This is a genomic window from Halobellus captivus, assembly GCF_007655485.1.
Taxonomy (GTDB): Archaea; Halobacteriota; Halobacteria; order Halobacteriales; family Haloferacaceae; genus Haloquadratum; species Haloquadratum captivum.
On sequence record NZ_VJXQ01000009.1, the window covers coordinates 66,984 to 67,458 of the forward strand.

The window sequence follows — 475 nt, forward strand, 5'->3', positions numbered from 1 at the left end:
CACCGCGACATCTATGCGTCGGCGACCTCGTCGATGAAGTCCTCGTCCAACTGCTGTTTCAACACTCGGAGGTTTGCCGCCTCTTCGGCGCCGACGAGCGCTTTGAGTTGCTCGAAGGTGATCTCATCGTCGTAATAGGCGGCGGCGATCTCCTGGGTGAGTGCGTCGTCGTGAGCGGCGTCTTTGAGGTACTCCCGAAGCGCGGTCACGAGGACGTCTGTCCGGTCTTCCCCGAGGACTGCGGCCAGTGCGTCGGCCCGGTCGATGAGCCGATCGGGGGCCCGAAACTGCACGCGCTTCTTATCGGTGCTCATGATGTGTACATTGTGAGCCAACGCACTTAGCCGTTTTCGTGTGTACGATGTAAGCCTCACTCGGCCAAGCGTCACTCGTCCACGAGATGCTCTTCGAGGTCACGCGTCCAGTGCGTGGCGGGCCCACCGGGGCTACAGCGAGCACACAGTTGGAGCGGCCC

2 protein-coding genes are annotated in these 475 nt (G+C 62.1%); both read right to left on the minus strand.

The genetic code is table 11. From position 1 onward, the window contains the following. Positions 1-11: 11 nt before the first annotated feature. Positions 12-314 (minus strand): hypothetical protein, encoded by a 303-nt coding sequence (locus tag FJT57_RS15920; protein ID WP_144906838.1) that lies wholly within the window; start codon positions 312-314, stop codon positions 12-14. Positions 315-385: 71 nt separating this feature from the next. After that, positions 386-475 (minus strand): DUF7558 family protein (locus FJT57_RS17470; RefSeq protein WP_449405212.1); only part of this gene is annotated, 90 nt, incomplete at its 5' end.